The organism is Pseudomonas sp. LF020, assembly GCF_053456425.1.
In genome coordinates, this window is the sequence record NZ_JBRFIX010000001.1 from 16,181 (window position 1) to 38,880 (window position 22,700).

Annotated in this window: 16 protein-coding genes, 1 tRNA gene and 2 pseudogenes; 8 read left to right on the forward strand and 11 right to left on the reverse strand. The window is 61.7% G+C overall.

Annotated features, from left to right (window positions below; all coding sequences use genetic code 11):
* Window positions 1–14: 14 nt before the first annotated feature.
* A complete protein-coding gene (locus ACU680_RS00090; RefSeq protein WP_047599146.1) occupies window positions 15–1,433 on the reverse strand; it encodes a short-chain fatty acid transporter in 1,419 nt (472 codons plus the stop codon).
* 340 nt (window positions 1,434–1,773) lie between these two features.
* Between ACU680_RS00090 and ACU680_RS00095 the strand changes: the two genes are divergently transcribed.
* Window positions 1,774–3,087, forward strand: coding sequence for an MFS transporter (locus tag ACU680_RS00095; protein WP_448178352.1), 1,314 nt, complete (start codon window positions 1,774–1,776; stop codon window positions 3,085–3,087).
* 6 nt (window positions 3,088–3,093) lie between these two features.
* On the opposite strand, the gene ACU680_RS00100 is transcribed toward ACU680_RS00095, so the two are convergent.
* A complete protein-coding gene (locus ACU680_RS00100) occupies window positions 3,094–4,464 on the reverse strand; it encodes a GntT/GntP/DsdX family permease (protein WP_448178353.1) in 1,371 nt (456 codons plus the stop codon).
* 329 nt (window positions 4,465–4,793) lie between these two features.
* Here ACU680_RS00100 and ACU680_RS00105 point away from each other — a divergent pair.
* From ACU680_RS00105 to ACU680_RS00120, 4 genes and pseudogenes are all read left to right on the forward strand, one after another.
* A pseudogene (locus tag ACU680_RS00105) lies at window positions 4,794–5,480 on the forward strand (PAS domain-containing protein); the annotation flags it as partial.
* A 102-nt stretch (window positions 5,481–5,582) separates the two neighbouring features.
* Window positions 5,583–6,020 (forward strand): annotated as a pseudogene (locus ACU680_RS00110) (methyl-accepting chemotaxis protein); the annotation flags it as partial.
* A 174-nt stretch (window positions 6,021–6,194) separates the two neighbouring features.
* Window positions 6,195–6,794 carry a flavin reductase family protein gene (locus ACU680_RS00115; protein ID WP_448178354.1) on the forward strand — a complete coding sequence of 200 codons (600 nt, stop codon included), beginning with the start codon at window positions 6,195–6,197 and terminating at the stop codon, window positions 6,792–6,794.
* A gap of 75 nt (window positions 6,795–6,869) precedes the next feature.
* The gene (locus ACU680_RS00120; RefSeq protein WP_448178355.1) at window positions 6,870–7,502 is read left to right on the forward strand and encodes a LysE family translocator; all 633 of its coding nucleotides are present in this window, start codon (window positions 6,870–6,872) and stop codon (window positions 7,500–7,502) included.
* An 80-nt stretch (window positions 7,503–7,582) separates the two neighbouring features.
* Here ACU680_RS00120 and ggt read toward each other — a convergent pair whose 3' ends face one another.
* Entirely contained in the window at window positions 7,583–9,415 is a 1,833-nt protein-coding gene (gene ggt / locus ACU680_RS00125; protein WP_448178708.1) for a gamma-glutamyltransferase, read from the reverse strand.
* A 270-nt stretch (window positions 9,416–9,685) separates the two neighbouring features.
* Here ggt and ACU680_RS00130 point away from each other — a divergent pair, with 270 nt between their 5' ends.
* Window positions 9,686–10,798, forward strand: coding sequence for a DUF2817 domain-containing protein (locus tag ACU680_RS00130; RefSeq protein ID WP_448178356.1), 1,113 nt, complete (start codon window positions 9,686–9,688; stop codon window positions 10,796–10,798).
* A gap of 153 nt (window positions 10,799–10,951) precedes the next feature.
* Here ACU680_RS00130 and ACU680_RS00135 read toward each other — a convergent pair.
* The 6 genes from ACU680_RS00135 to ACU680_RS00160 form a co-directional block, all read right to left on the reverse strand.
* A tRNA-Met gene (locus tag ACU680_RS00135) sits at window positions 10,952–11,028 on the reverse strand.
* A gap of 86 nt (window positions 11,029–11,114) precedes the next feature.
* Window positions 11,115–12,569 (reverse strand): amidase, encoded by a 1,455-nt coding sequence (locus ACU680_RS00140; protein ID WP_448178357.1) that lies wholly within the window; start codon window positions 12,567–12,569, stop codon window positions 11,115–11,117.
* Between the two features lie 62 nt (window positions 12,570–12,631).
* Window positions 12,632–13,666: an ABC transporter substrate-binding protein gene (locus ACU680_RS00145; RefSeq protein WP_448178709.1), complete on the reverse strand. Its 1,035-nt coding sequence runs from the start codon at window positions 13,664–13,666 to the stop codon at window positions 12,632–12,634.
* A 39-nt stretch (window positions 13,667–13,705) separates the two neighbouring features.
* Window positions 13,706–14,512, reverse strand: coding sequence for an ABC transporter permease (locus ACU680_RS00150; protein WP_448178358.1), 807 nt, complete (start codon window positions 14,510–14,512; stop codon window positions 13,706–13,708).
* Window positions 14,512–15,432 carry an ABC transporter permease gene (locus ACU680_RS00155; protein ID WP_448178359.1) on the reverse strand — a complete coding sequence of 307 codons (921 nt, stop codon included), beginning with the start codon at window positions 15,430–15,432 and terminating at the stop codon, window positions 14,512–14,514. Before ACU680_RS00155 ends, ACU680_RS00150 begins: the two co-directional genes overlap by 1 nt.
* Before the next feature lie 15 nt (window positions 15,433–15,447).
* Window positions 15,448–16,566: an ABC transporter ATP-binding protein gene (locus tag ACU680_RS00160; protein WP_448178360.1), complete on the reverse strand. Its 1,119-nt coding sequence runs from the start codon at window positions 16,564–16,566 to the stop codon at window positions 15,448–15,450.
* Window positions 16,567–16,793: 227 nt separating this feature from the next.
* Between ACU680_RS00160 and ACU680_RS00165 the strand changes: the two genes are divergently transcribed.
* Complete coding sequence (locus ACU680_RS00165; protein WP_448178361.1) at window positions 16,794–17,696, forward strand: LysR substrate-binding domain-containing protein; 903 nt, start codon at window positions 16,794–16,796, stop codon at window positions 17,694–17,696.
* Here ACU680_RS00165 and ACU680_RS00170 read toward each other — a convergent pair.
* Window positions 17,689–19,746, reverse strand: coding sequence for a methyl-accepting chemotaxis protein (locus ACU680_RS00170; protein ID WP_448178362.1), 2,058 nt, complete (start codon window positions 19,744–19,746; stop codon window positions 17,689–17,691). The two genes, ACU680_RS00165 and ACU680_RS00170, sit on opposite strands and share 8 nt — an antisense overlap.
* Before the next feature lie 439 nt (window positions 19,747–20,185).
* Between ACU680_RS00170 and ACU680_RS00175 the strand changes: the two genes are divergently transcribed.
* Window positions 20,186–21,403 carry an MFS transporter gene (locus ACU680_RS00175; RefSeq protein WP_448178363.1) on the forward strand — a complete coding sequence of 406 codons (1,218 nt, stop codon included), beginning with the start codon at window positions 20,186–20,188 and terminating at the stop codon, window positions 21,401–21,403.
* A gap of 185 nt (window positions 21,404–21,588) precedes the next feature.
* On the opposite strand, the gene ychF is transcribed toward ACU680_RS00175, so the two are convergent.
* Window positions 21,589–22,689, reverse strand: coding sequence for a redox-regulated ATPase YchF (gene ychF / locus ACU680_RS00180; protein WP_103306068.1), 1,101 nt, complete (start codon window positions 22,687–22,689; stop codon window positions 21,589–21,591).
* Between the last annotated feature and the right edge of the window lie 11 nt (window positions 22,690–22,700).

Below are 22,700 nucleotides of genomic sequence, written 5' to 3' on the forward strand. Positions count from 1 at the left end.
GCAATCTCGTCAATCTACGGCATCACCGGCGGCGTATACGCCAATGTCGTCCCCAGCACCCACAGCAGGAACAGCACCAGCGGCGTGTGCACCAGCAACTGCACGAACGAGAAGCCGATCAGGTCCCGCGCCTTCAAGCCGAGTACACCCAGCAACGGCAGCATGTAGAACGGGTTGATCAGGTTCGGCAGCGCTTCGGCGGCGTTGTAGATCTGCACCGCCCAGCCGAGGTGGTATTGCAGATCGTTGGCCACTTGCATCACGTACGGCGCTTCGATGATCCACTTGCCGCCGCCGGACGGGATGAAGAAACCGAGAATCGCCGAGTACACGCCCATCAACAGCGCATAAGTGTCGTGCGAGGCGATGCTGACGAAGAAGGTCGAGATGTGATGGGCCAGCGTCTGCGCATCGGCGCCTTTGACCGTGGTCAGCAGCGCGGCAATCGAGCCGTACAGCGGGAACTGGATCAGCACGCCCGTGGTGGTTGGCACCGCGCGGGCCACCGCATCGAGGAAGCTGCGCGGGCGCCAGTGCAGCAGGGCGCCGAGCATGATGAACAGGAAGTTGTAGGTGTTGAGTCCGGAAATCGCGGTGATCGCCGGTTTGCTCGAGAACTCGTGGAACAGCCAGCCGGCCGCCAGCAACACCAGCAAGATAATCAGCAGCGGACTGTGTTCCAGCCATTCGCCGGGCCGGGTGCGTGGTTGCAGTGGTGGCAGATTGAACGCCGGGTCGATGCCGCAATCCTTGGCGTCGCGCGCAGAGTTCGGGCCGGGCGCAGTGGCATAGGCGACGATGATCGAAATCACGATCAGCGCCAGCAGCATCGCGCCGGACTGCCAGAGGAAGATGGTCTGCGTGAACGGAATCACCCCGGTGATCGACAGAATCGCCGGCGGCAGGCTGGCCGGATTGGCCTGCAATTGCGCCGCCGACGATGACAGCCCCAGCGCCCACACCGCGCCGAGGCCCAGATACGCCGCCGCACCGGCCGCGCGGTAGTCCATTTTCAGATCGGTGCGGCGGGCGAGGGCGCGCACCAGCAAACCGCCGAACACCAGCGACAGGCCCCAGTTCAACAGCGAGGCGACCATCGAGATCAGCGCGACCCAGGCCACGGCGGAGCGGCCGTTTTTCGGGATGCGCGCCAGTTTGTCGATCAGTTTGACCGCCGGCGGTGAACTGGCGACCACATACCCGCCAATCACCACGAAGGCCATTTGCATGGTGAACGGGATCAGGCTCCAGAAGCCGTCGCCGAACGCCATCGCGGCATCGGTGGGTTTGGCGCCCATGGCCAGGGTGGCCAACGCGACAATGATCACCGCCAGTGCGGCGAACACCCAGGAGTCGGGGAACCAGCGTTCGGCAAAGCTTGAACAGCGCAAGGCAAAGCGCGCGGAGCGGCTATCTTCGATATCAACGGCCACAGGGAGTACCTCGGATTTTTATGGTTATTGTGGTCCTTGGGACATTCAAACCCGACAACCCTGTGGCGAGGGAGCTTGCTCCCGCTGGACTGCGCAGCAGTCCCCTTCTTTTACGGTTCAGAGGGGGCCGCTTTGCGACCCAGCGGGAGCAAGCTCCCTCGCCACAGAGGCAGAACCTGATTCAGGCGTGTCCCGCCAGACAAGCCTCAACAGTAAATCAAGCCAAGCCATTTTGTGAGCAGGTTTTGCCAAACCATGACTATGGTCTAACGGGTTGTCCATCAGCGCATTTGCGTAGACCATGAGCGCCTTGGTTTTTTGCCTGCCAGAGTTCTTTGCCATGACTGCCCAATCCACAGCCCGACCGGCGCCGTTCAGCCGTTCCGACTACAAGACCCTCGGCCTTGCGGCCCTCGGCGGGGCGCTGGAGATCTACGATTTCATCATTTTCGTGTTCTTCGCCCTGACCCTCAGCCAATTGTTCTTCCCGCCGGAAATGCCCGAATGGCTGCGTCTGCTGCAAAGCTTCGGGATCTTCGTCACCGGTTATCTGGCGCGCCCGCTGGGCGGGATCCTGATGGCGCATTTCGCCGACAGACTTGGGCGCAAGAAAGTCTTCAGCCTGAGCATCCTGATGATGGCGCTGCCGTGCCTGCTGATCGGGATCATGCCGACTTATGCCCAGATCGGTTATTTCGCGCCACTGCTGTTGCTGGCGCTGCGCATCCTGCAAGGTGCAGCGGTGGGGGGCGAGGTGCCGAGCGCCTGGGTGTTCGTCGCCGAGCACGCGCCTGCCGGGCATCGCGGTTACGCGCTGGGCTTTTTGCAGGCCGGGCTGACCTTTGGTTACCTGATCGGCGCGCTGACCGCCACGTTCCTCGCACAAGTGTTCACCCCGGCGGAAATTCTCGACTACGCCTGGCGTTATCCGTTCCTGCTTGGCGGAGTGTTCGGCGTGATCGGTGTGTACCTGCGCCGCTGGTTGAGCGAAACGCCGGTGTTCATGGCCATGGAAGCCCAGCGTGAGGCACGGGTCGAACTGCCGCTGCGTACGGTGTTGCGCGAACATCGCCTGGCGATGTTGCCGGCGATGCTGCTGACCTGCGTGCTGACCTCGGCGGTGGTGGTGTTCGTGGTCATCACCCCGACCATGATGCAGAAAACCTTCGGCATGACCGCCAGCCACACCTTTGCCCTGAGTGCACTGGGCATTGTCTTTCTCAACATCGGTTGTGTGATTGCAGGTCTGTTGGTCGATCGCCTCGGTGCCTGGCGCACGGTCATGCTGTATAGCCTGCTGCTGCCCTTGGGCATTGGTGTGCTTTATAGCTGTCTGATCATGGGCGGCGACTGGGTGGGGTTGGCGTATGCCATCGCCGGTCTGGCGTGCGGAGTGGTCGGCGCGGTGCCGTCGGTGATGGTCGGTCTGTTCCCGGCGCGTATCCGGGTGTCCGGCATCTCCTTCACCTACAACATTGCCTACGCCGCATGGGCGAGCATCACACCGCTGTTGCTGATCGGTCTGATGCCGTGGAGCCCGTGGATCTGCGTGATGTTCTGTGCGGTGATGGGGGCGGTTGGCATCGTCAGCGCGGCCTACTTCGGCGGACGTATGCCGGGAGTCGGACGCCAATCCGTGGCGCCCTGTTCCTGAGAATTTTCAGGTCAGCCAGTGCCACCAGAGCAACGTCCCCACCAGTCCCACCACCGAGACGATGGTTTGCAGGATCGACCAGACCCAGATGGTCTGTTTGAGCTGCAAGCCAAAGTACTCGCGAACCATCCAGAAGCCGGCGTCGTTCACGTGGCAGAAGAACACTGAGCCGGCGCCAATCGCCAGCGCCACCAACGAGCTTTGCGTCGCGGCGAGGCCCGCCATCATCGGCGCCAGAATCCCCGCCGTCGTCGTGGTCGCGACGGTCGCCGAACCCGTAGCCTGACGCAGGGCCACGGCAATCAGCCAGGCCAGCAGCAGATACGGCATGTGCGCACCTTCGGCGACTTTGCTGATGGTCTGGCTGACACCGGCGTCCAGCAAGGTCTGCTTCAAGCCGCCGCCAGCACCGATGGTCAGCAACAACACGGCAATCGGCGCCAGGCTTTTGCGCAGCGTACCGCCGACTTGCTCACGTGGCATGCCGTTGGCCCAGCCGAGGCAGATCACCGCCGCCATCACCGCGATGCCCAGCGCCACCAGCGGTTCGCCGAGGAACCTCAGGGTCAGGGCGACGCTGCTTTCCGGGCTCATCGCGACTTTCGCCAGGGTGCTGCCGAGCATCAGCAGCACTGGCAACAGAATGATCAGCAACGACAGGCCGAAACTCGGCTGGCGCGGCGCTTTCGGCGGGGCGCTGAACAGTGCGCCGAGCTCTGCCGGCTCATCGACGTGCATGCGTTTCGACAGCCAGTTGCCGTAGATCGGCCCCGCCAGAATCACCGCCGGAAGCGCAATGCTGAAGCCCAGCAACATGGTCAGCCCAAGATCGGCATGCAACGCACTGACCGCGATCAGCGGCCCGGGATGCGGCGGCATCAAGGCATGCAGGGTGGTCATCCCGGCCAGCGCCGGAATGGCGATTTTCAACAATGGCTGCCCCGAACGACGGGCCATGACGAAGATGATCGGCACCATCATCACCAGCCCCACTTCGAAGAACAGCGGCAAGCCGATCACCATCGCCACCAGCGCCATGACCCACGGCAAGGACTTGCCTTTGCCCAGACCCAGCAGGGTCGAGGCGATACGGTCGGCCGCGCCGGACTCGGCCATCAGCGCGCCGAGCATCGAGCCCAAGGCGATGATGATCCCGGCTTCACCGAGAATCGCCCCGGCGCCTTTGCTGAAGGCCTTGGCGACATCTTCCGGCGGCAAACCGGCGCCGATACCAGCAATGAAGGTGCCGATCAGAATCGATAGAAAGGGCGGGAGTTTAGTCGCGCTGATCAGCACGATGATGGTGGCAATCGCCACCAGACAGCAGAGAATCAGGCGGGTGTCATGCACCATCCAGGCAGCGGTCGATAAATCCAAAAGGGCACTCCTTATCGGGCGGATACCTGCAACATGTTGTTGCAATTTTCCCTGAGAATACCTGAAGTGGCCGGACCAGAGCGGCGGCTTTTGTAACCGCGTTGCGGGGTGACGGTTTAGACCAATGGCCTATTGAGATTATTTTTGACTGACCAGTCTCAAACGCTCTTCAGAAAAGTTTTCCAAGGCCGATGGTTAAGCTGCATCCCGCTTTCTACCCTGCCTATCGGTACTTCCCCATGTTCAACAAACGCCTCAAGCAAGAGCTGGCCACTCTTCGTGAAGAACTCTCCAGCCTGCTGCAGGTAAAGGAAAGCCTGGAAAGCGAGATGCTGGTGCTGACTCTGGAACCCGATGGCCGGATTCAGTCGGTCAACCAGAATTTCCTCGGCGAGATGCTCTACAAGAGCCAGGATCTGGTGGGGCGCGCCATTGAAGACATCGTTCCGGCGCATGTGAAGGCCGATGACTTTCATCATCGTTTCAAGGCCGCACTGACCCGTGGCGAGCATTTCGCTGGCGCCGTGCGCCTGCTGCGCGGTAATGGTGAAGAAGCGTGGCTGCGCTCCATCGTGCAGCCGGTGCGCGCTTCGGACGGGCGGATCAAACATTTCTCGATCTTCTCCAGCGACCTGACCCGCACCATCGAAGCTTCCCGCGAACACGAAAACCTGATCGGCGCGCTGGTGCGTTCGACGGCGGTGATCGAGTTCGACCTCAATGGCAACGTGCTCAATGCCAACGAGCGCTTTCTGCATGGCATGGGTTACAGCCTGGCGCAGATCAAAGGCAAACATCACCGGATGTTCTGCACACCGGAGGAGTACAACAGCGCCGAATACCAGAACTTCTGGCGTCGTCTGAACAATGGCGAGTTTGTCGCCGACCGCTTCAAACGGGTCGACAGCCATGGTCGTACGGTGTGGCTGGAGGCGTCCTACAACCCGGTGGTCGATGCCAACAACAAACTGTACAAAGTGGTGAAATTCGCCACGGTGATTACCGATCAGGTCAACCGCGAACAAGCGGTTGCCGACGCGGCCAGCATTGCCTACAGCACTTCGCAGCAAACCGACAGCACCGCGCAACGCGGCACCACGGTGGTCACCGAGGCGGTGAATGTGATGCGTGATCTGTCGCGCCACATGCAGGCGGCCGGTGAAGGCATTGAGGCGCTGAACGAGCAGTCGCAGGTGATCGGCACCATCGTCAAAACCATCAGCGGCATTGCCGAACAAACCAACCTGCTGGCGCTCAACGCCGCCATCGAAGCTGCCCGCGCTGGCGAGCAGGGCCGGGGCTTTGCGGTGGTGGCCGACGAAGTGCGGCAACTGGCCTCGCGCACCAGCCAGGCGACCGAAGAGATCGTCACTGTGGTGCGGCAGAACCAGGAGATGGCGCGCAACGCCGTGGCCCTGATGACCGATGGCAAGCTGCAGGCCGAGCAGGGCCTGGCGCTGGCGGCGGAGGCGGGCACGGTGATCGTCGAGATCCAGGACGGCGCGCAGAAAGTGGTGGATGCGGTCGGGCAGTTTGCCAATCAACTCTCCAACTAACCTCCATTGATCCCATGTGGGAGCGAGCTTGCTCGCGAATGCGGTGTGTCATTCAACATTGATGTAACTGACCTATCGCCTTCGCGAGCAAGCTCGCTCCCACAGGTTTTTCATCCGCCTTCTTTCTGTGGTCTGGCGCTACAATCTGTTCCTTTTTCCCCGGAGCAGATCCCCATGAGCGCTTCCCATCGCCGCCCGGTTCCCCTGAACAAAGCCTACCGTCTGCTCAATCACGGGCCGACCGTGCTGGTCAGCGCTGCCCATGACGGCCAGCGCAACATCATGGCCGCCGCCTGGGCTATGCCGCTGGATTTCGAACCGCCGAAAGTAGCGGTCGTCCTCGACAAGTCCACCTGGACCCGCCAGTTGCTCGAAGCGTCCGGCACCTTTGTGCTCAACGTGCCGTGCGTCAATCAGGCCGACATCGTGCAAACCGTCGGCAATACCTCGGGGCTGGAGATCCGGCAGAATCAGGGGCAGGACAAGTTTCAGGCTTACGGCCTGCAAACCTTCACCGGTGAAACCGTTGAGGCGCCGTTGCTCGAAGGCTGCGTGGCCTGGCTCGAATGCCGCTTGCTGCCCGAACCGCGCAACCACGAGCAATACGACCTGTTCCTCGCCGAAGTCATCGCCGCTCAGGCTGATGAACGGGTGTTCAGCGACGGCCGCTGGCATTTCGACGGGCACGACGGCTTGCGCACGCTGCACCACGTCGCCGGCGGGCATTTCCTGACGATTGGCGATGCGGTGGACGGTAAAACCCTGCCGTTGTGATATTTGCCTGATGGAAAACCTGCGCCGGATGTAGCAAGGTGTGGGGCATTGTCGAACCAATCAGGCGCTCGCCCCATGGACCTTTCGCTTTCTGGCTATCTCGCTCCGTTGCTGTCGCTGGCGCTGTTGTGGACGGTCGCAGTGGTCACCCCCGGCCCGAACTTCTTCAACATCGCCCAACTGGCGGTCAGCCGCTCGCGTCGTCACGGGGTGGTCGCGGCGCTGGGCGTCGCCAGCGGGACCGTGTTGTGGGGCCTGGCCGGCGGTTTGGGTATTCAGACCTTGTTCAGCGCGGCGCCAACCCTGTTCCTGAGCTTCAAGATCGCCGGTGGCTGCTACCTGATCTGGCTCGGACTCAAGCAGTTCAAACGCAAGGCGCCGATTGCCCCCGGCACGCTGGATGAGTCGCAGCAAACCTTGCTCGGCGCTTACGGGCGAGGCTTGCTGGGCAACATGACCAACCCCAAATCGGCACTGTTCGTCGCCACCATCTTCGCCACCGCAATGCCGGCCCACGTCCCGCCACTGTTGTTGGCGCTGGCGGTGCTGACCATGGCCACGTTGTCGTTCAGCTGGTATTGCAGCGTCGCGCTGTTCTTCGCCAGCCGCCGGATCGCCAGTGTTTACGAGCGTTCACGGCAATGGCTGGATCGTTTGGCCGGTGGTTGTTATTTGCTGTTTGGGGCGCATTTGGTGGCTAATCGTTGAGCGGATAGTCTTTGGATTTAAATCAGTTGCATGAAAAAAGGCTTACCTCGCGGTAAGCCTTTTCTTTTCTCTGCGTAACCTCAATCCCCCAACGCTTCCCCTTCGCGCCGCGGATCTGCGCCACCTTCCAGCGAGGCTTTCCCTTGCGCATCCTTGATCCGCACGATCGCCTGAGTGCCGCTGGTCATGTCGATTTCATTTACCACATGCCCTTTATCTTTCAACGCCTGGATCAGCGCCGGGCTGAACTGGCCTTGTTCCAGTTCGGTCGGGCCGTTGCGGCTGCCGAAGTTGGGCAGGCTGATGGCGCGTTGCGGGTCGAGGTTCCAGTCGAGCAGGCCGACGGTGGTTTTCGCCACGTATTCGATGATCTGCGAGCCGCCCGGCGAGCCGACGCTGGCGAGGAATTCGCCGCTGTTGCGGTCAAAGATCAGGGTTGGTGCCATCGACGAGCGTGGGCGTTTGCCGGGTTCGACGCGGTTGGCGACTTTCTGCCCGTTCTCTTCGGGGATGAACGAGAAGTCGGTCATCTGGTTATTCAGCAAAAAGCCCTGAACCATCAGGTGCGAGCCGAACGCCGCTTCGATGGTGGTGGTCATCGACACCGCGCCACCGAGGTCATCCACCGCCACCACTTGCGAGGTGGAGATGCGCAGCGGCGAGCGATCCGGGGCGTAGGCCACTTGCACGCCCGGCGGGGTGCCCGGTTGGGCGCTGCCCATGCTGCGTTCGCCGATCAGGCTGGCGCGGCTGGCCAGATAACCCGGGTCGACCAGACCTTTGACCGGCACCGGAACGAAATCGGTGTCGGCGACGTATTGCGCCCGGTCGGCGTAGGCCAGGCGTTCGGCTTCGGCGATCAGGTGCACGGCTTGGGGATCGGGTTCGATACCGGCCGGTTTGTTGGTTTTCACGGGTTTGAGCGGCGTCAGCGACAGGCGCGGGTCGCGGGTTTCCAGCGCCTGCAAGGTGCCGAGAATCTGCGCCACGGCGATCCCGCCCGACGACGGCGGCGGCATGCCGCAGACCTGCCAGCGTTTGTAGTCGGTACACAGGGGGGCGCGTTCCTTGGCCTGATAACGCTGCAGATCATTCAGCGACAGGCTGCCGGGGTTGGCGTGGCCCTGCACCTTGGCGACGATCTCTTCGGCGATCGGGCCTTTGTACAGCGCGTCCGGGCCTTCGTTGGCGATGCGCTTGAGCACGGCGGCGAGCGCCGGGTTCTGCAGGCGCGTGCCGACCGCTTTGACGCTGCCGTCGCTGTTGAGAAAGTACGCGGCCATGTCCGGCGATTTACGGATCACCGGGTCGGAATCCAGCAGCGAATGCAAGCGCGGCGAAATCGCAAAACCCTGCTCGGCGAGCTTGATCGCCGGTTCGAACAGCGTGGCCCACGGCAGTCGACCGTGTTGTTTGTGTGCCATTTCCAGCGCACGCAACACGCCCGGCGTGCCCACCGAGCGCCCGCCGATCTGCGCCTGCGGGAACGGCATCGGTTTGCCGTCAGCCTGCAGGAACAACTTCTCGGTGGCGCCCGCCGGTGCGGTTTCGCGTCCGTCATAGGTGCGCACCTGTTTGCCGTCCCACAACACGATCATCGCACCGCCACCGATCCCGGAGGATTGCGGCTCGACCAGGGTCAGCACCGCCTGCATCGCAATCGCTGCATCAATCGCCGAACCACCCTTGCGCAGCATCTCGCGCCCGGCCTCGGCGGCCAGCGGGTTGGCGGCAGCGGCCATGTGTTTGCTGGCGTGGCGGGTCTGCAGATCGGTGCGATAGCCCGAGGCGGCTTCCGGCGCCAGTGGCAAGGTCGAGGAGGGCGGGGCGTTGCATGCGGTGAGGGTCAGGGCGCTGATGATCAGCGTCAGGGCAGGCAGGCGAAAGCGGCTCAGGGGCAGGGCTGGAAACACGTGGGGCTCTCCGTCCGTGGGGTGAAAGGTCTGACGGACTTTATCGACCGGTCGGTCGCGACGCAAACCGGTGGGCATTTTTGTCTTTCTTTTCGGGGCGGATGTTCGCTAGGGTCAACCTCAATCGAACGACCGCAAACACCCCCCTGTAGGAGTGAGCCTGCTCGCGATGGCGTCATAACATTCAACATCTAAGTTGACTGACCCACTGCTATCGCGAGCAGGCTCACTCCTACAAAGGTCAAGCCATAAAAAACACAAGAGGCCGACATGCACAGCGAGTTCCCCACCGAATCCAGTTACCGCGATCAACGCGAACAGTTTCTGACCGCCGCCCAAACTGCCGGAGCCACGCTCACCTCCTACGCCCATCCGCGTTGCGGCCCTTTTGGCGAACCGCTGAGCACTGACGTCGCGGTGCTCGGTGATCCGCAAGCCAAACGCCGGCTGGTCGCACTCAGCGGTACCCATGGGGTCGAGGGCTATTACGGTTCGGATTGCCAGATCGACTGGCTGAAGACCTTCGTGCCGGGTTCGCTGCCCAAGGATGTCGCGGTAGTGATGATTCACCTGATCAATCCATGGGGTACCGCGTGGCTGCGCCGGGTCAACGAAGACAACATCGACCTCAACCGCAATCACCTGGATTTCACCGGGCCGCTGCCGGACAACCGCGCCTACGCCACACTGCACGAGATCTACGCCTGCACCGATTTGCACGGCCCTGAACGTGAGCGCGCCGATGCCTTGCTCGACGCGCAGATTGCCGAACACGGCTGGCCGGCGGTGATGTCGATTGTCGAGGGCGGCCAGCATAGCCATCCCGATGGACTGTTCTATGGCGGCCGCGCGCCGAGCTGGTCGAATCGCACGTTGCATCAAATCATCGACGCACATGTGGCTGGCGCTGAAACCGTCATGTGCTTCGACCTGCACACCGGGGCAGGGGAGTACGGGCATCCGATGTTGCTCACCATCACCCAGGCGCCTTATCCGGCACTCGCGCAGGCACAGGCGATTTATGGCCCATGGCTTTACACGCTGCACACCGGCGCCGAGACCTTGAGCGAAACCGGTGTGGCAGCGACGGCTACCGGGTACACCTCGCAGGCGCTGCTCAATGCGTTGCCCGACGTGCAACTGATGCCATTCGTGATCGAGTGCGGGACGTATCCGGGGCCAGACGTGCATCGGCATTTGCGCGATGACCATTGGCTGCATCTGCATGGTGATCCGCTGGATGCGACGGGGCAGGCTATCAAGTTGAATCTGCTGGAGCAGTTCTATCCGGCGGATCCGGACTGGCGGGCGATGGTCGGGTTGCGAACCCGGCAGATCTGGGCGAAGGGGCTGATGGCCCTGTCGGCAGAGAATTCTGAATAGCCCTGTAGCGAGGGGATTTATCCCCGATGGACTGCGCAGCCGTCCTGTTCGCTTTTTACTGGGCAAGAAGGGAATGAATCCCCTCACCAGAGATGATGGTTTTTTCGAGGCATAAAAAAACGGCCTACCTTTCGGTAAGCCGTTTTTAGTACTTGGTGGCTACACAGGGACTTGAACCCCGGACCCCAGCATTATGAATGCTATGCTCTAACCAACTGAGCTATGTAGCCAAGTGGCGCGCATTATTCCCCTGAAATGGAAAAGCGTCAAGCGTAAATTCAAAAATTTTTTCTACGCTTTCAACCGTTTATCAAAATCATGGGCCGAGCAGCGGTGAAGGAACGCGTTCGAACCAGCGGCTGGCCTGTTCATACGCGTGCGCCAGTTGCAGAACCGCGAAGTCCGCCTGATGCCGGCCGATGATCTGCAGCCCCATCGGCAACCCCTGTGCATTGAAGCCGGCCTGGACGCTGGCCACCGGACAACCGGACAACGTGCCGGGGATCACCACCTCCATCCAGCGGTGATACGTGTCCATGGCCACGCCTTCGATTGCCTTGGGCCACGGCTGGGTTTTATCGAACGGGAAGACTTGGGCGCTCGGCAGCAGCAGATAGTCGTATTGTTCGAACAAGCGCGAGATCGCCCGATACCAGTCGCTGCGCACCACCGAGGCAGCGAACACTTCGCTGGCCGAGAGCTTCAGACCGTTTTCCACTTCCCAGCAGGCTTCCGGTTTCAGCTGCGCGCGCTTCTGCGGATCGGCGTAGGCCGCGCCCAAAGACCCCGCGACCATCCAGTGCCGCAACGTCCGCCAACTGCTCCACAACCGCTCGGGAGCGAAACCCGGTTCAACCGACTCGACCCGGCAGCCGAGGCTTTCGAAGTCGGCAAAGGTTTTTTCGCACAGTCCGAGGATGCCGTTCTCCATCGGCAGATAACCGTTGAAATCCCCCAGCCATCCCAACCGCGTGCCCTTGAAATCACGCTCCAGCGGCGCCGCAAAGACCTCACCGGATTCAGCGATGGACAGTGGCGCCCGCGCATCGCCCCCGGCCTGCACCGACAGCAGCAATGCCGCATCCCTCACGCTGCGCGCCATCGGCCCTTCGTAACCGAGTTGATCGAAAAACAGATCGGCACTGTCATCAAACGGCACGCGGCCCTGAGAAGGTCTGAACCCGAAGATGTTATTGAACGCCGCCGGGTTGCGCAGCGAACCCATCATGTCGCTGCCATCGGCCACCGGCACCAGATGCATCGCCAGTGCTGCCGCCGCGCCACCGCTGCTGCCGCCCGCGGTTTTGCTCGGGTCATAGGCGCAACCGGTGGCGCCGAACAGCGGGTTGTAGCTCTGCGAACCGAGGCCGAATTCCGGGGTGTTGGTCTTGCCGATGATGATCGCACCGGCCGCTTTGATCCGCTCGACCATGATGCCGTCGCGCTCGGGGATAAAGTCCTTGAACAGCGGTGAACCCAGCGTGGTGCGGATGCCCTGGGTCAGCGACAGATCCTTGATCGCGTGGGGCAGGCCGTGCATCCAGCCACGGTATTCACCGCGCGCCAGTTCGGCATCGCGCGCATCGGCCTGGGCCAGCAGGGTTTCCGGTGACTGCAGGCTGATCAGCGCGTTGACCTGCGGGTTGAAACGTTCGATATGGGCAAGATAAGTCTGCATCACTTCGCGGCAGGACACCTGGCGCAGGCGGATGCGTTCGGCGAGCTCGTGGGCCTGCAGCAGGACCAGTTCGCTGATGTTATTGGAATTCATGACAACGGCGCCTTTCAGACGACTGGAGAAACGCCCCGGCCGCATGCCGGGGCGGGCAGGGATCAACGCATCAGGTTGGTCCAGAGACGGTCAGCGAGACGGATCGCGCCTTCGCCGCAGGTCTTGCTGAACACCACGTGGGTACCCTCGGGAATGTGCAGCTCCGGCGCATCCTTGAGCGCCGCGTCGAGGAACGGTTCGACGCCTTTGATCGGGCTCTGGTGCTTGAGGAAGTTCTGGGTCATCGCCGAGTTTTCCGGCTGGCTGAGGAAGGCGATGAACGCCTTGGCATTCGCCGGATTCTTGCTGCCGGTGGGGATGACCATGTTGTCGACCCAGGCCAGCACGCCTTCTTTCGGGTACAGGTATTTCAGGCTCGGTTTCATTTCGCGGGCACGCATCGATGAGCCGCCCCAGAACATCGACATGTCGATTTCACCCGAGGCGAGGTTCTCGCGGATCGAGCCGGCCTTGGAGCTGTAGGTCTTCACGAACGGCTTCTGCGCCTTGAGCAGCGTCAGCACTTGCTGCATCTGTTTCGGGTCTTCGCTGCACAACGGAATGTTCAGGTACAGGCTGGCCATGTCGACCATGTCGCTGACCGAATCGAACATGTTGATCCGCCCCTGCAACTCGGCTGGCGGCTCGTACAAAACCTTGTAGCTGTCGACCGGGCCTTTGTAGCGCGCACTGTCGAGGACCACGCTGGTGGTGCCCCAGATGAACGGCACCGAATACGCGCCTTCCGGGTCCCAGCTCGGTTTTTTCAGGTTATCCACAACGCTGGCATAGTACGGCTCCTTGACCGGATCGAAACGCTCCAGCAGGTTTTCCTTGATCAGGATCGGGATGAACTGGTGTGACGGAATCGCCACGTCATACCCGGTGCCACCCTGTTTCAGTTTGGCCAGCAGGGTCTCGTTGGAATCGTAGGAATCGACGGTGACTTCGATGCCCGTCTGCTTCTGGAACTTGGCGAGAATCTCCGGCGAGAAGTAACCGCTCCAGCTCACCACATTGAGTTTTTCTGCGGCCTGAACGCTGCCGGTCATGACCAGCGGCACAGTCAGGAACAACGCAGTGCCGACGTTTTTCATCCACTTGCTCATGCTATTTCCCCACGGTTCGTAGAAGGTTCAGGCGGGCTTTTTGCCCAGCAGGTAAGAGAGGCTGACAAACAACACCGAGACGCCGAGGATCAGGGTCGAGACGGCATTGACGTCGGGTGTCACGCCCATGCGCAGCAGGCCGAAGATGAAGATCGGCAGGGTCGTGGTGCCGGCCTGGGAGACCATCATCGAGATCACGAAGTTATCCAGCGAGACGATGAAGGCCAGCATCAACCCGGAGAAAATCCCTGGCATCAGCAGCGGCAAGGTCACTTTGCGAAAGGTCCGCCACGGGCCGGCGTAGAGGTCGGCCGAGGCTTGCTCCAGCGACAGATCCATGTCGTTGAGGCGCGCACGGATCGGCAGGTAGGCAAACGGAATGCAGAACACCGTGTGCGCGATGATCAGATTGCCGTAACCCAGCGACAGGCCAATGGTCGAGAACAGTGCGAGCGTCGCCACACCGACGACAATTTCCGGCAGCACCAGCGGCAACATGATCGCGCCCATCGACAGTTGCAGGCCCTTGAACTTCGCTCCGCGTGAAGTGCCGAGGGCGGCGAGGGTAGCAATCGCCGTGGCGATCATGCTCGCGCAGACCGCGATCAACAGGCTGTTGCCAGCGGCCTGGCGCAGGGCCTGATTGGCGAACGCGGCGCGATACCAGTCGAGGCTGAAGCCGGTCCACACCGTCGCTGACTGATTGGCGTTGAACGAGAACACCACCAGCACCACGATCGGCGCGTACAGGTACAGATAGAACAGCAAACTGAAACCACCGAAGCCGGGAAAGTCCTGCACGCCCAGCCCTTTGCGTTTGAATAGCGCGAGCATCACGCACCTCCCTTGGCGATGCGCTGGCGCTCGGCGCGCAGGGCATACACGGTCAGCACCAGCATTACGGCGGCCATCAGCACCAGCGACAGCGCGGCGCCGAACGGCCAGTTACGCGCATCGCTGAACTGCCGGAAGATCAGGTTGCCAAGCATCATCCGCGTGCCGCCGCCGAGCAGTTCCGGGGCGATCATCGCGCCCAGGCATGGCACGAACGTGAGGATGGCGCCGGCGAGAATTCCCGGTCTGGCGATCGGCAACACCACTTTGCGCAAGGTGCGCACGCGGCCGGCATACAGATCCTGAGCGGCTTCGAGCAGACGGATATCCATCTTTTCCAGCGTCGCGTAGATCGGCAACACCACGAACGGTGCATAGGTATAAACCAGCCCCAGCAGCACCGCGCCGTCGGTGTACAACAACTGCAACGGCTCATGGATGACACCCATGCCCATCAGGCTGTTGTTGATCACCCCGGTGTTGCGCAGCAGCAGAATCCACGCGTAGGTGCGGATCAGCAGGTTGGCCCAGAACGGCACGGTGATCAGAAAGATCAGCAGGCCACGCCGGTGTGCCGGTTGCATCGCCAGCCACACGGCGACCGGAAACCCGATCAACAGGGTGATGATCGTGGTCAGTCCGGCGATGCCGATCGAGCGCAGGGCGATGATCAGGTAGGAGTCGGCGAACGCGAGGCTGTCGTCCATTTGCCGTTCGAACAGCAACGATGTGTAAGCGTCAGTGCTGAAGACTTTATTGACCCCGCCGTAGGGGTTGGCTTCCATCAGCGAATAGCCGATGACGATCAGGATCGGCACCAGCAGAAACAGGCCGATGGCGAGCAGTGCCGGGCTGACTCCGAGGAAGCTCTGGAAGGCCTTGCGGCGTTCCAGCGTGTTGGCAATCGGTAAGGCGTGCATGGCAATTCCTCGGGCTCAATCGTGCAGGACGCTGGCGCTTGCGCGGTCGAACAACAGACCGGCCTGACTGCCGACCGCAAAGCGCAGGCTCTGGTCGACGCAGTTGGGTGTGCGCACGGTGAGGCGCGACCCGTCGCTGAGGCAGACCTGATATTGCAGATCGGTGCCGAGGTAGATCTGCGCTTCGATCCGGCACGGCAGCGCGGCTTCGGTCGCGGCGGGCACCAGGTGCAGGCGCTCGGGACGTACCGACAAGGTCACGCTGGCGCCGACTGCCACGTCGCTGCACGCTTGCGCCGGCAGCGGATGCCCGGCCGGCCCGGCGAACCAGGCTTGGCCGTCCTCGATCTTCGTCACCGTGCCCTGGATGAAGTTGGTCTCGCCGATGAAGTCGGCGACGAAGCGATTGCGCGGCCGTTCGTAGATGTCTTCCGGGCGGCCGACCTGCTGCACTTCGCCTTCGGACAACACGGCGATGCGGTCGGACATGGTCAGCGCTTCTTCCTGGTCGTGGGTGACGAAGATGAAGGTGATGCCGGTCTTGGCCTGAATGGTTTTCAGCTCTTCGCGCATGGCCTGGCGCAGCTTCAGATCGAGGGCCGACAGTGGCTCATCCAGCAGCAGGACTTTCGGGTGCGGTGCCAACGCACGGGCCAGCGCCACACGTTGTTGCTGGCCGCCGGACAGCTGCGCCGGTTTGCGATTGGCGAAGCGTTCCATCTGCACCAGCGCGAGCATCTCGCGCACGCGCTCGGCGACTTGCGTTTTGTTCAGCACCTTGCCCATTGGATGCGATTCGAGGCCGAAGGCCAGGTTCTCGGCGATGGTCATGTGCGGGAACAATGCGTAATGCTGGAACACTGTGTTGACCGGGCGCTGGAACGGCGGGCGATCAGCGATGTTTTCGCCGTACAGCAGAATCTCGCCTTCGGTGGGAAACTCGAAGCCGGCGATCATTCTTAGCAGGGTAGTTTTGCCGCAGCCGGAAGGGCCGAGCAGGGTGAAGAATTCGTTGTCGCGAATGTCCAGGTCGACGTTTTTCAACGCCACCGGACCGGTGTTCGGGTCACCGTAAACCTTGCGCACCGAGCGGATCGACACCGCCAGTGTTTGCAGCGAATGCAGGGCATTCATGCGTTACCTCCGATTCCCCCATCGCCTGCGATTGCGCTGCGAATCAGCGACGTCGTCGGGCCATGGATATTATTTTTCTGGGCAGGATCGAGATTGCGTACGGGGTGAAACCAGCTATTTTTTTGTTCTGCTGTGGCTCGATTATCAGCCAGGGGTTGCGCGGGGCGACACTTCAATTTAAACATGGCAGCTGTTAGTTAATTTAACAGCCAAAGGTGCCAGGAATCATGCCCGACCACCGTTTGCCGCCGCTCAACGCGGTGCGTGCGTTCGATGCCGCCGCGCGCTTGGGCAGTTATGTCGAAGCCTCGAAAGCTCTGCACGTGACCCAGCCAGCGATTGGTCGGCATGTGAAGTTGCTGGAGGAGTGGCTGGGCATTCAGTTGTTCGAGCGTACCTCGCGCGGGGTCAACCTGACGTCGGCGGGGGAGAAGTATCACCGCAAGATCGCCGCCGCCCTGCAGTTGATCATCGAGGCCGGCAAGGAAGCGCAGCCCAAAGAGGCCGAGCGCTGGTTGCGGATCATGGTGGTGCCGGGGTTCGCCAAGCGCTGGCTGATGCCGCGCATCGAAGCGATGCGCCATTTGCGGCCGGGTTTGAAGTTCGCCATCGAGCCGAATTCGACCTTCACCGAAGTCGACGGCAAGAGCGCCGATCTGGGCATCGTCTACGGCCTCGACGGGCAATACGCCGACTCCCGTGAAGCGCTGATCTGTCCGCGCGTGTTTCCGATCTGCACCCCGCAATACCTCGCCAGCATCGGGCCTGTGGCCGGCCCGGCCGATCTGGTTCGGCATGAGCTGATCCACGTCGATGACGGCGAATGGTGGAACCTGTGGTTCGCCGCCCACGAGCTGGATATTCACCTCAATTCCGACATGCTCTACGTCAACAACGATCACGCACTGTCGGTGGCCGAGAGCGGGCAGGGCATCGCTCTGGCCAATGAAGTGCTGGTTCGCGAGGAACTCAAGTCCGGCAAACTGGTGCGCGCGGTGGACGCGCAGGTGAAGCTGGAAAGCTATCGGGTGCTCACGCCGTCCGCCGAACTGTCGGCGGATGCGGCGTGGTTTATTCAGTGGCTGAAGACCGAGCTGGAAGCGGACTTCCCCGAGGCGCGAATCAACTGAGGCGAAAGCGAGCAGTGTTGTCACTCAGGGCCTTGCTGCCCTGGCTCAAGGTGTCCGCCGCCAGGTTCACTGCTCGGGCGCCTTCGAGCAAGCGCACCGCCGCCTGATCGACCTGCTGGATATTGCCGCTGACCTCATCGGCGGTGCTCGCCTGTTCTTCCACGGCAGTGGCGATCTGCGCCAGGGTGTCGGTGACATTTTGTACGGCGCTGGCGATTTCGCCGAGACGTTCACCGAGACCGGTCACGGCTGCGGCATCCGATTGCGCCTGGCCGCAGGCGGCTTCCATCAGGCTCACCGCTTCGTTGACCGTGGCGCGTAAGCTGTCGACGGTGCCGGCAATCTGCGCAGTGGACGATTGCGTGCGTTGCGACAGGCTGCGCACTTCATCGGCGACCACGGCAAATCCGCGTCCCTGTTCGCCAGCGCGTGCCGCCTCGATCGCAGCGTTGAGCGCCAGCAGGTTGGTCTGCTCGGCGACGCCACGAATGGTGTCGACCACCAATTGAATCTGCTGGCCTTGTTCGCTGACTCGACCGAGCGCGGCGGCGGTGTCGTTCAGGCGTTGGTTGAGTTGCTGAATGCTCGCCGTGGTGCGCTGGCTGTCACGGCTGCTGTCAGCGGCGATGCGCCGGGTGTGCTGGGCGCTGCCGGAGGCCTGTTCGCAGCTCTGCGCCACACCTTGCGACGTGGCGGCCAGTTGCGTGGCAGCGGCGGCGATCTGGCTGATCTGCAACTGCTGCGCTTCGACTTCGCTCAGCGCGCCGCTGGAATGATCGTTGAGGCTGCGCACCGCGTGGCTCAGTTGCGAGGTTTCGTGATCGACCCCGAGCATGCTCGCGCGCAGTTGCACCACCGCGACGTTGAGCGCGGTACTGATCGCCGCCAGCTCATCGCGGCCCACCACCGGCACTTGCAGGCTGAGATTGCCGTCGCGCAGGGCTTCGGCGAGCAGGGTAATGCCGCTGGCGCTGCGGCGTATCGAAGCCTGCAGGCAGACGAACAGGTACAGCGCCGCCAGCAGCAGGCAACCGAAGATCGCCGCGACCACGATGAATTGGCGAATCGCCGAAGCGTGGTAGGCGTCCAGGCGCTGATCCAGCGACAGCAGCGATTGCTGGCGCAACGACGCAAGATCGCTCAGCAGGGCGTCGAGGCTGCGTTCGAAGTCTTCAGGCTTGAGGCTAATACTGCCGCCGAACACGCCGTCATCCAGCACCTTCAGGCCGGCATCGAGGCGTTTGAGACTGTCGTGGTACTGACCGGCCCAGGTTTGCAGATCGCTCGGCAGACGCGCTTCGAGCAGGCCGGCGGTTTTCACGAGTTGCTCGCGGGCATCGCCGATGCGGCCACGCAAGTCACGCAGCTGCAAGCGGCTTTGCAGGGTGAATTGGCCCGAGACCACCGAGGCCTGACCGACCGCCGCCAGACGACCTACGCGCTCGATCAGGTCCGGCGCGTGCTGCGTGGAGATCTGTGTCAGCAGATAGGTTTCCAGCCACGGCGCGAGGGTCAGGCGGTTGTCCATGACGATCTGCTCGCGCAAGGCTTGCAGGGCGCTGAGGGCGTTGGTGAAGCGATCGTAACCGTCCGGCCACCAGCCGACGCTGCTCAGGCTTTTCGAATCCAGACCGCCGAGCCTGATTTGCAGGGCTTGATAGCGGGCGAGGGTTTCGCCTTCGGCGCCTTCCTTGTTCAGGGCGTTGCCCAAATCGCTGGTGGCTTGCTGGACGGCCGGTTGCACGGCGTCAAATGCAGCCATGGCGGCGAGGGTGGCCGGGGTTGGCTGGCGATTGGTTTCGGTGGCGCGCCAACGGGCGGCGCGGTCGCGTTGGGCGGCGAGCAGGTTGTCCAGCGCATCGAGGCTGAGCAATTGGCGCACCCCGGCACGTTCACCGGAAATCAGGTTGAGCCTGTCGCGATAGTCCTGGCCGATCATCAACAGACTGCCGGCCAACGGCAGAATAAACAGCAGAAACAACAGCTGGAATTTACGTGCGAATCCAAACCGCCCCAGCAATTTGATCCCCGGTGAAAGGAAAGCCTGCATGCCTCATGACTCCTCTGGACACCACGCACCGATGGCGTGCATCGCGGTCGTGCAACCCGGATGTCGTGCCCTGCTAAAAGGCCTCGAAAGTTCACTCTTGCCCGCTCTGTAGGCCGGCTCTGTAGCGAAACTTCCCATTCTCGGCAGCCTTTGTAAGGCCGCCGCGTTCGAGGGGAGAAGCAAGGCAAGATTCAGACCATGGCGTTGCGCTATCACCCTTCTCCCTGTAGGAGCTGCCGCAGGCTGCGATCTTTTGATCTTGCCCTTTAAAAACAAAATCAAAAGATCGTCCGATCGCGGCCCGAGCCTTCGGCAGCTCCTACAGGATTGGGTCGTTCGGTTGGTTAGTTAGCTGGCTAAGGGGATGGCGTTGGCGCACCGAAAAATGGCACATTGGCGCACCTGCCCGCGTGCACCCATCTGCTGTACGGAAACTTTCATGGCTATCAGCAACGCTCAGACCGCCGCTGCCTCGGCGCCCGCTGCTCCACAAAGCAGCCCACTGGTGATGCGTATCATCGGCGCGGTGGCGCTGGCGCATTTGATCAACGACCTGATTCAGTCGGTGCTGCCGTCGATCTACCCGATGCTTAAAGCCAACTATGGCTTGAGCTTCACCCAGGTCGGGCTGATCACCTTGACCTTCCAGCTGACCGCATCGCTGCTGCAGCCGTGGGTCGGTTATCACACTGACCGCCATCCGAAACCGTGGCTGTTGCCGGCAGGTTCGATCTGCACGCTGATTGGCATCGTGATGATGTCGGTGGTCGGCAGTTTTCCATTGATTCTGCTGGCGGCGGCGCTGATCGGGATCGGTTCCTCGACGTTCCACCCCGAGGCTTCGCGGATTGCCCGGCTGGCCTCCGGTGGACGCTTTGGTCTGGCGCAATCGACCTTCCAGGTCGGTGGTAACGCCGGTTCCGCGTTCGGCCCGTTGCTGGCGGCGGCGATCATCATTCCGTTCGGTCAGGGCAACGTGGCGTGGTTTGGATTGTTCGCGGTGTTTGCGTTGTTCGTGCTGTATCGCATCAGCCGCTGGTATGCCCATCACCTCAACCTGTTCAAGCTCAAGGCTGGCCAAGCGGCGACTCACGGATTGTCGAAGGGCAGGGTGATCAGTGCGCTCGTGGTGCTCGGCCTGCTGGTGTTCTCCAAGTATTTCTACATGGCCAGCCTCACCAGCTATTTCACCTTCTACCTGATCGAGAAATTCGACCTGTCGGTGGCCAGCTCGCAACTGCATCTGTTCCTGTTTCTCGGTGCGGTGGCGGCGGGGACGTTCTTCGGCGGGCCGATCGGCGACAAGATCGGGCGTAAGGCGGTGATCTGGTTCTCGATCCTTGGCGTGGCGCCGTTTACCTTGCTGATGCCGCACGTCGATCTGTTCTGGACCACTGTCCTCAGTGTGGTGATCGGCTTCATTCTCGCCTCGGCGTTCTCGGCGATTGTGGTGTATGCGCAGGAACTGGTGCCGGGTAACGTCGGGATGATTGCCGGGGTGTTCTTCGGCTTGATGTTTGGTTTCGGCGGGATTGGTGCGGCGTTGCTGGGGCATCTGGCGGATATACACGGGATTGAGTACGTGTACTTCCTGTGTTCGTTTTTGCCGTTGTTTGGCGTGCTGGCGATCTTCCTGCCGCGCACCAAAAAGGCCTGACCCATACCGTTTAAACTGTAGGAGTGAGCCTGCTCGCGATAGCGGTGTGTCAGTTGACGTAACTTCATCTGACACACCGCTATCGCGAGCAGGCTCACTCCTACAGGGGATGGGTGGTGTAACGGAGATTATTTCAGGCACAAAAAAGCCGCGTATCAAACGCGGCTTTTTCTTGGGCGTAACGCTTAGACGTTGAAGCGGAAGTGCATCACGTCACCGTCTTTGACGATGTAGTCCTTGCCTTCCAGGCGCCATTTACCGGCTTCCTTGGTACCGGCTTCGCCCTTGTACTGGATGAAGTCGTTGTAGGCGATGACTTCGGCGCGGATGAAGCCTTTTTCGAAGTCGGTGTGGATCACGCCAGCAGCTTGTGGTGCGGTGGCACCGACTTTGACGGTCCAGGCGCGGACTTCTTCGACACCGGCGGTGAAGTAGGTCTGCAGGTGGAGCATTTCGTAGCCGGCGCGGATCACGCGGTTCAGGCCAGGCTCTTCCAGGCCCAGGGCCTCGAGGAACATGTCTTTTTCTTCGCCGTCATCCAGCTCGGCGATTTCCGCTTCGATCTTGTTGCAGACCGGAACGACCATGGCGCCTTCTTCTTCGGCGATGGCCTTGACCACGTCCAGGTGCGGGTTGTTCTCGAAACCGTCTTCAGCGACGTTGGCGATGTACATGACCGGTTTGGTGGTCAGCAGGTGGAAGCCCTTGATCACGGCCTTCTCGTCCGCGCTCATGTTCTTCATCAGGCTACGTGCAGGCTTGGCTTCGGTGAAGTGCGCGATCAGTTGCTCCAGCAAAGCTTTCTGAACGACTGCGTCCTTGTCACCGCCCTTGGCATTGCGCGCGACTTTCTGCAGTTGCTTTTCGCAGCTGTCGAGGTCGGCGAAGATCAGTTCCAGGTCGATGATTTCGATGTCGCGTTTCGGGTCGACGCTGTTGGACACGTGGATCACGTTGTCGTCTTCGAAGCAGCGCACCACATGAGCGATGGCGTCGGTTTCGCGGATGTTGGCCAGGAACTTGTTGCCCAGACCTTCACCTTTCGAGGCGCCGGCCACCAGGCCTGCGATGTCGACGAATTCCATGGTGGTCGGCAGGATGCGCTTCGGATTGACGATGGCCGCCAGGGCTTCCAGACGTGGATCCGGCATCGGCACGATGCCGCTGTTCGGCTCGATGGTGCAGAAGGGGAAGTTCTCGGCCGCGATACCGGATTTGGTCAGGGCGTTGAACAGGGTGGACTTGCCGACGTTAGGCAGGCCGACGATGCCGCAATTGAATCCCATGGTGTTTCCCC